Raw genomic sequence first — 7,775 nt, forward strand, 5'->3', positions numbered from 1 at the left:
GGAAATGAGGTTTTTATAAAGGGAAATATAGGAAAGGGTGTATTCATAGTTTCTAATGGAGGGGTTGAGATAGAGGGAGATATTACAGGAGATGAAAAAGAAAGAATAAAGATAAAGGCAGAAAGGGATGTTATGGCAAATTCAGCAAGCTATTGCGATATAGAATCAAATGGCTCTATTATTATGAAAACAGGGCTACTACATTCAAATACAAGGGCAGAAGATGCTGTGGTTATAGGAAGAAAGGGTGTAATTATGACATCCAAAGACACCCTTCCAGAGATATTTTCCCTTCCCATTGCTATGGCTAAAGGTGTTTCTGGTATTGTTGGTGGAATGACATATGGAAAATTCTCTGTAAGAGGAGAGATAATAGGCTCTGTTTCTTACGAAAAGACAGAGATAATGACAGATGTTGGTGGATTCGTCTCTGCATCATCGTCAATATATCCAAAAACAAAGATTACCATTGGAAAAGCAATCTTTGAGGTAAAAAAAATAATGGAGGGATTAACCCTAAAGGAAGAAAGGGGAGGAATCATTCAATCTCCGTATCAGCAAAAAGAGGTAAGGCTTAAACCAAAGGAATGTGAGCAAAAAAAGCCAGAATCTCCTCCATCTATTCTTGTTAGAAATATTGATGATGGAAAGAGGTTTTTAGGAATAATTGATATAGATTACATCCAATTAGATAAAGGATTTCTATGCTTTGAAATGGAAAAAAGGGGGGCATGGGAGAAAATAAGGGAAGAAAGACAAGAGGAAAGAAGAAAAATGGAAGAAAGGGATGGAGAGATAGAAATCCTAAATCAAGAAGATGGTTTGTTTGTTGTAATTAAACCATCTGGAATAAGGGGAAGGCCTGTAACATTAGAGGATGCAAAAGAAAAGCTAAAGGAATTCTATGATTGGAATGAGAATATTTTAAGAATTGCAATTGAAGAAAGCTCTTCAAAGCCTGAAAGAATAGCAAATAGACAATATATAGAGAACCTTGATGGAAAGGTAATAATAAGAACAAATGAAAACAAGGAGGCTTACATAGCCTTAACGCCGTCCCATCCAAATTCAGGAAGACCAATAAGGGGAAGGGTAATTTTAAGGGAGATTGAGAAAAATAATATAACCTATGGAATAGATAAAAAGGTGCTTACAACCTTCATTAAAAACCCTGTTTATAATAAGGAAATTCTCTTTGCAAAAGCAAAGCTGCCAACAAAAGGGGAAAATGCTTACCTTGCCTATCAATTTGGAGTAATAGAAAATAAAGAAATAAAGAAAGAAGATTGTCTTGAGGTAATAGAGGGACAAATTTTAGCTATAAAAGAGCTTGCAAAGAGAGGAGAACCAGGGGTTGATATATTTGGAAATGAAATAGAGGGAATAGCAGGCGATGATATTGAGATAGCACATGGAACAGGAACCTATCTTTCGCAAGATAGAAGAATTTTATATAGCAATGAAAGGGGAGAGGCTATTTGGAAAGAAAATAGATGCAATGTTGAAAAGGTTTTAAGGATAGAGGGAAATTGTGGAGAGGATATAGATTTTCCTGGAAAGGTTATAATTTCAGGAAATGTAGAAAAGAGAACAACCATTGTTGCAAAAGGTGATATTGTAGTAAGAGGGATGGTTGAGATGGGAGCAAGGCTTATATGTGATGGGACTATATACATTGATAAAAATGTGGTTGGAAAAAAGGATGAAGATGTATTTCTCAAGGCAGGTGGTGATATAGTTTGTGAATCCTGCGAAATGGCAAATATAGAGGCAGATGGAATTCTTGTTGTTCGGGTATTTTTGGATGGCAATGTTCGTGCAAAAAAGGTATTTGTACAGGGAAGAAGGGGTATAATTATGACAAAGGGCGAGGTTCCTCCGCCTATATTTACCTTGCCTGTTGTTATTGCAAAAGGGAAAAAGACATTTGAGGGTGGCAAGATATTTGCAGAAGAGCTTGTTGATACAGAAGAAATGGGTTCTTCAGAGATGGCAGAAACAGAGATAGAGGTTGGTGAAAATGGTATAGTGTCTATTTCTGGAACAATATTTCCAAATTCAAAGATTAAAATAGGAAAACCGACCTTAAGGATAACAAAACCTTTAATGGGGCTTACATTTAAACTAAAAGATGGCAGAATTAAAGAAAGCCCTTATGAATCTTTTCCTATTGAAATGACAAAGAAAGAAATTCCTTTAAAAAAGATGAAATTTGAACCACCAGCATCTATTGTTATAACAGACCACAACCTCCTTGATGCAATTTCAAAGGGAGCGCATTTTCTTAAAATCCCTGAGGAAAAGGTAGAATTTTCCCTTTTGCTTGAGGAAAAACCAAACAAAACAATAAGGGTATATCCAAATGCAATGTTTGGTCCTTGGAGTGAGGATTGGGATGCAACATATGGAGAGGATAAAGATAGTAGCTTTTCCTTTGATAACAGGGCAGATGGGTTATATTTTGTGATCTATCCACCACATGGCGAAGGAAAATGGATTACTTTTAATGATGTTTTACAGGAAATTAAAAGGGAGGGATTTGGAGAAATTGATTATTCTGCAATAAATAATTTATTTAAGGAAATAGAGGAGAAAAAAGAAAAAAAAGAAAAGGCAATAAAAATAGGACCTCGGCAATATCTTTCTGATGTTTCAAAGATTATTAAGATAAAGATAACAGAGGACGAAAAGGCAGAGGCTATATTTTATCCACCAATGATAGGTGGGATGCTCATTGATATGGATGAGGTTATGAAATTCATAAACAAGAAAGGCATAGTAGTTGGAATAGACGATAATGCAATAAAAAATGCATTGGTTAATGAGAAATTTAAAGAGCCTATTCTTATTGCCTCCCCTATCCTTCCGATAGATGGAAAGGATGCCTTTCTTGAATATAAAGTAAAGGAAAAGGAGGGAATTGAGCTTTCTTTTGATGAAGATGGAAGGGTTAATTTCAAGGAAACATCGTCTATTGTCTCTGTCAAGAAGGGTGATGTTTTGGTTGAAAAGCATCCTTCTATTCCTGGAAAACCAGGAAAAAAGATAACGGGTGAGGAAATTCTTCCTATTCCTGTAAAGGATGTTTCTCTGCCTTCTGGAAAAAATACAAAAATATCTGATGATGGGCTTTTTCTTATAGCAGACATTGATGGCAGGGTAATATTTAAAGAGAAAAAAGTTGATATAGAGCCATTATATGAAGTAAAAGGCGATGTGTGCCTTCAAACAGGAAATATTCATTTTGCAGGAAATGTCGCTATTTTTGGCTCTGTTCAACAGGGATTTATTGTGGAAGCAGAGGCAAATATTTTTATAAAAGACACAGTGGATGGCGGCATAGTAAATGGAGGTGGAAGGGTTGAAATTCAAGGAGGGATAAGAAAAGGCGATGTAAGGGGAAAAGCAGTTAGTGCAAGTTTTATTGAAAATTCCTTTATTTCTTCTGATGATGTAGTTGTAAAAGAGGGAATTCTTCATTCCAATGTCCTCTCTGATAATATAAAGGCAAAGAAGATAATTGGGGGAAAGGTATCTGCTGCACAAACGGTTACAGCAGATGAGATAGGGAAGGATACAGGAATAAATACATTTATCTACATGGGAAGAAAAAAGGAGGTAATGCTTGAAATTGATGGGCTTGCAAAGAGATTTAAAGAAGAAAAAAAGATGTATGAAAGGCTTTTACTTGATATTGCCCATATTGATAGGTTATCCCTTGATAAAAAGGAATTCCTTAAAAAAGAAGTGGAGAAAAAAAAGGAAATTCTGGAAGAGATTGTGAAAAGAATTAAGGAGCTAGAAAATATGGAAAAAAATGAAAAAGCCCTTGTTTTAGTTAAAAATAAAGTCTATCCAGAAGTTTATGTAAATATATTACAGGGAAAATTTCTTGTCTTAGAAGAAAAAGGGGCTTCTACATTTAAGCTTTCAAAAGGAAGGGTTGTGGTGGAATAAAAAATACAAATTACTTTACCACTCCAATCTTTCCTATTTTATCTTTTATCTCTGATATGATGTAATGAGGAAGATTTCTTCTTCTTTAGCAATTTCTTGTGCAGATGGATGGATAAAAAAGCCAAACATAAGTTTTATATAGGGTTTTTGTAAAGCCTTTTCCAGGGACTTTATGTCTTTTACAAACCTTTTTATCTCCCTTTTGTATATCCTTCCCTTAGACTCACCAAGAATTATTACTTCATTTTCATTTTGTCTTCCTTCACCATAAAGGTTTATCTCAACCTCTCTTTTACCCACAAAGAGAAACCTTCTCTCGAATTCATCTATATCAATATTTAAATGCCTCTTTAGGTATCCAGGAAGGACAACCCTTGCTACATCCTCTAATCCAAAGCCTATGGAGTCAGAAAGTTTTTTTACCTCTGTCCATGTGTTCTTTTGGGCTTCAACAAGCTTCTCAACCTTTGTCTCTGTTCTTTTCTGTGCCTCTGCTAATTCCTCAACCTTTGTCTCTGTTCTTTTCTGTGCCTCTGCTAATTCCTCAACCTTTGTCTCTGTTCTTTTCTGTGCCTCTGCTAATTCCTCAACCTTTGTCTCTGTTCTTTTCTGTGCCTCAGCAAGATCAGAAACCTTTATTCCAAGCTCCTTTACAATACCCTTAAGCTCAGAAAAATCATCCTTTTTAACAAAGCTCTCGCTTAGGATGGTATAAAGCGAACCTCTAAATTGCTCATCCTTCTTTAATAATATAGGCAATACCCTAAGAAAATGCTCTTGTTCTTCCTTTATCAATGAAATAGGCATAATTTTATCTCCTAAAAAATTATATCCTTTTCAAATATTGATGTCAAGGGAAAATTCTTAACCCTTTCCCCTCACTACTCATCCCTCACTCCTTGTTAATATTTCCAAACCAATTTTATTTCAGCATATCAAGCAATATGGATGCATCTTCCTTCTTTAAAATCCCTGTATAATTTCCAAAGCCAGCAGATTCAAAAAAATAGAAAATAATCCTTTTGTTGCCATTCTTCGGGCTAAGCCTTACTTTCATTGTTTTACAGGAAGAAACAGAAACCCATTCATTTAATTTAATTTTAGATTCATAAATTGCCTCTAGGTCTCCAGATACCTTAATCCAATGGGGATTTGGTGCACTAATGGAAATCTTTATATCTTGTGTGTTTGTTGTATTTGTTCCATCATTTATTAAGATACAAGGTATCTTATCTTCCTTAAGGATAGAAAGGTTATTTGCACCTGAATAGTTTCCAAGATAAAGGTTTTCTCCCAAACATAAAGAAAATGTTGGCCCTCCTAATTGAAATGCTGTCGGTGTTCCCTTAATATCGCCAAATTTATTTATGTCGTATACATAAAGGTTATTCCCGCCCTGATTCTTTCCAACATAAAGCTTGTTTTTTCTTTTATCAAGGGATAAGGAAATGCTTGGGCCGCCATAGGAATATGTTGTATAGGTAGAAGGAACGCCATCTTCTTGTAGCTTAACAACAGAGAGGTCTCCTTCTGAATTATTTGCCATATAAAGCCTTTTTCTTTCTATATCTAACGCCAAAGCATAAGTAAGGTTTCCAAAGCCAAAGCTCCATCCCCCACCACTTAATGAACCATCATTATTAAGGCCACAAACAAATGGATTTTCTCCACCATATCCTGCCAAATATAGCTTATTATGGATAGGATCTAGGGCAATAGATGTTGTATATCCCGATGCTGTAAAGAAATGTGCCTCTCCAACGGGAAAACCATTTTTATCAAGGCTATAAACGCAGAGGTTATTTCCACCAGACATATTTCCCACATAAAGCTTTCTTCTCTCTGGATCTAGGGCAATGGAATATGCACCCTGGCCTTCTGTTGCAATAATTACCTTTGTTGGTGTTCCTATAATCAAGCCATCTTTATCAAGGCTATAGATATAAAGATACGCATCCTGATTATTCCCTACATAAAGCTTATTTTCATAAATTGCCATAGATAAACAATTTGCTTCTGTTGGATAAGCAATCGGCTCTCCTGTTGGCATTCCGCTTTCATCAAGGCTTACAATATATATAGCCTGTTGTGATGTTCCACCTAAATATAGCTTCCTTTTCTCTAAATTCAAAGCCTGGCTAAGGGTATACCCTCCTCCTACGGTGTAATGAGATACATCAGAAGCAGACAACAGACAACAAACAACAGACAATAGACAATAGACAATAACCTTGAGCCTTTTATTCCACATTCCACATTAGCGCCAATGGGAATTGACCGGCATCGCTCACTTTATCATCCACCGGATGCGTTCGCTCGGCTTCAATTCCCTTGTTGGTTCTTTAAATTTTTATCTAAGTAGCGCCAATGGGAATTGAACCCATGTTTCCGGATTGAGAGCCCGATGTCCTAACCCCTAGACGATGGCGCCCTTTAAACATAAAACATTATATTATATCAAAAATTGACAAGGAAAACAAGAGATTGGTAAAATCTTTCTATGATTGTAAGGCTTAAAGAGGATATGGTTTCTGAGGTTATAAAGATATTTGAGGGTCTTACTCACTACTTTAATCCACTTGGAATTCAAAGGTTAAAAAATGATATAAGTGAATATTTTGCTAAACCACCATCTGTTGAATTAGCTGGATTTTTTGTTTATGTAAATGATAATGGCGAAATCCTTGGGTTAATTGGATACAAAAGGCTATTGTATCATAAGGAATATGAGATAACATGGATTGCCACCAGAAATGATTGCCAAAGAAAAGGTATAGGAAGGGAGCTTATCTCCCACCTTGAGATATTTCTTTCCAATTATCAACTTGAGCTACTTACAGCAACAATTCCCGATAGACCTGTCTCTCGCGAGTTTTACTATAAAATGGGATTTAGGAGCATAAATAGGTTTTTAAATGGAGAGGGAGAAAGGCTTGTCTATCAAAAAAGGTTTGGTCCATTAGCTGATATCTGCCAGGAGTTTGTTGCAAATTATCTAAGGAGAAAAAGGCTTAAGGAGATTAAAAAAAAGAAGGGGTAATGTTATGTTGGTATAGTTAATAAAATTAGGGAACGGAAGAGACATCATACCCCCCTTTGGATAAAAAATTATACCATCCTTTTGATAAAAGGTCAAGTTTAATTTCTTGAAACTTATACCCATATCTTTTTGGCAAAATCTGGATTTTTACTAAAAAAAGACCCTCTTTTTAAGTTAAATCTTTCCTCTTCTTATTCTAAAAGGGACATATTCTTTAAAGAAATAGAAAAGTAGAGGCTTTTTGGTTATTTTTAATAAAAAGCTAAAAATTATTCTTGTTATTTGTAAGGTTTATCTTTATTCCTAGATATTTCCAAGTCCCCTCTTCCATTATTCTCTTTTCTCTCTTAAGAGAGAGTCTTTATAAAGCAGTTTACCTTAAAACCATTAATCCACAAAGAAAGCCCTCTCTTTACCAAATACTTGCCTAGGTTCCCTTTACCATTCCATCCTCCAATATAGCCCAATAATCGAATAAATTCATTATCCTCTTAAGTTTTTAGCTTTTCAAATACCTTCCTTTTATTCTTTATCTGCTCATTGGTGATAAGATGCCAAACTATTTCATCTCTAAATCTTTCTCTCTCACTATCTTGTAACCATTCTATCTTTACTATCTTAAGATCTTAAAATGTAAGCCTCTTTCCTTTCTTTCATTGCCTTTTCTATTTCTAAATTCTGCCAGGTTTCACCAGAAACCAATACATTGAAATATCCCAATCTTGTCTTTTTCTTAACCCACAAGAATTACGGTTATTATCTTATATCCATTTACTGT

At 35.2% G+C, this 7,775-nt stretch carries 4 protein-coding genes and 1 tRNA gene; 2 read left to right on the plus strand and 3 right to left on the minus strand.

The annotated features are described in order from the left end of the window. A partial coding sequence (locus AB1630_08555) for a FapA family protein (GenBank protein ID MEW6103844.1) occupies positions 1 to 3,957 on the plus strand: 3,957 nt, incomplete at its 5' end. A 45-nt stretch (positions 3,958 to 4,002) separates the two neighbouring features. On the opposite strand, the gene AB1630_08560 is transcribed toward AB1630_08555, so the two are convergent. The 3 genes from AB1630_08560 to AB1630_08570 all read right to left on the minus strand — a co-directional run bounded on the left by AB1630_08560 (position 4,003) and on the right by AB1630_08570 (position 6,388). After that, positions 4,003 to 4,764: a hypothetical protein gene (locus tag AB1630_08560; protein MEW6103845.1), complete on the minus strand. Its 762-nt coding sequence runs from the start codon at positions 4,762 to 4,764 to the stop codon at positions 4,003 to 4,005. A 115-nt stretch (positions 4,765 to 4,879) separates the two neighbouring features. Further along, complete coding sequence (locus tag AB1630_08565; protein MEW6103846.1) at positions 4,880 to 6,208, minus strand: hypothetical protein; 1,329 nt, start codon at positions 6,206 to 6,208, stop codon at positions 4,880 to 4,882. Positions 6,209 to 6,316: 108 nt separating this feature from the next. Continuing rightward, positions 6,317 to 6,388, minus strand: a tRNA-Glu gene (locus AB1630_08570). 69 nt (positions 6,389 to 6,457) lie between these two features. Between AB1630_08570 and AB1630_08575 the strand changes: the two genes are divergently transcribed. After that, positions 6,458 to 6,997 carry a GNAT family N-acetyltransferase gene (locus AB1630_08575; protein MEW6103847.1) on the plus strand — a complete coding sequence of 180 codons (540 nt, stop codon included), beginning with the start codon at positions 6,458 to 6,460 and terminating at the stop codon, positions 6,995 to 6,997. Positions 6,998 to 7,775: the final 778 nt, after the last annotated feature.

The organism is bacterium (genome assembly GCA_040753555.1).
In the GTDB taxonomy this organism is placed as follows: Bacteria; UBA9089; UBA9088; order UBA9088; family UBA9088; genus JBFLYE01.